This window comes from Pseudomonas sp. 30_B (genome assembly GCF_017491605.1).
Taxonomy (GTDB): Bacteria; Pseudomonadota; Gammaproteobacteria; order Pseudomonadales; family Pseudomonadaceae; genus Pseudomonas.
The window spans coordinates 1-378 of sequence record NZ_JAFGYY010000422.1 but is presented as its reverse complement, the minus strand read 5'-3'; the positions used below and the strand labels follow the sequence as shown (position 1 = coordinate 378).

Below are 378 nucleotides of genomic sequence, written 5' to 3'. Positions count from 1 at the left end.
CCGCTGATGAGAAGGCTTCCTTCACTGATGCGCAAGCGGTTGAGTAGAAAAGAGATTTTCGAAAATAACGCTTGACGGAAAAAGAGGTTAGCGTAGAATGCGCGCCTCGGTTGAGACGAAAGCCTCAGCCAAACGCTCTTTAACAAGTCGAATCAAGCAATTCGTGTGGGTGCTTGTGATGTAAGACTGATGATCGACTGATTATCAGCAGCGCAAGTAACACTCGTGAATTCGAGAGTTTTAGCTCATTCAATTGAGCATGCGATTGCTGAGCCAAGTTTAGGGTTTTCTCAAAACCCAAGCAGTATTGAACTGAAGAGTTTGATCATGGCTCAGATTGAACGCTGGCGGCAGGCCTAACACATGCAAGTCGAGCGG

Annotated in this window: 1 rRNA gene; it reads left to right on the top strand. The window is 46.8% G+C overall.

Annotation, left to right across the window (positions count from 1 at the left end):
* Positions 1 to 309: 309 nt before the first annotated feature.
* Positions 310 to 378: ribosomal RNA gene (locus tag J5M67_RS28960) — 16S ribosomal RNA — on the top strand; the annotation flags it as partial.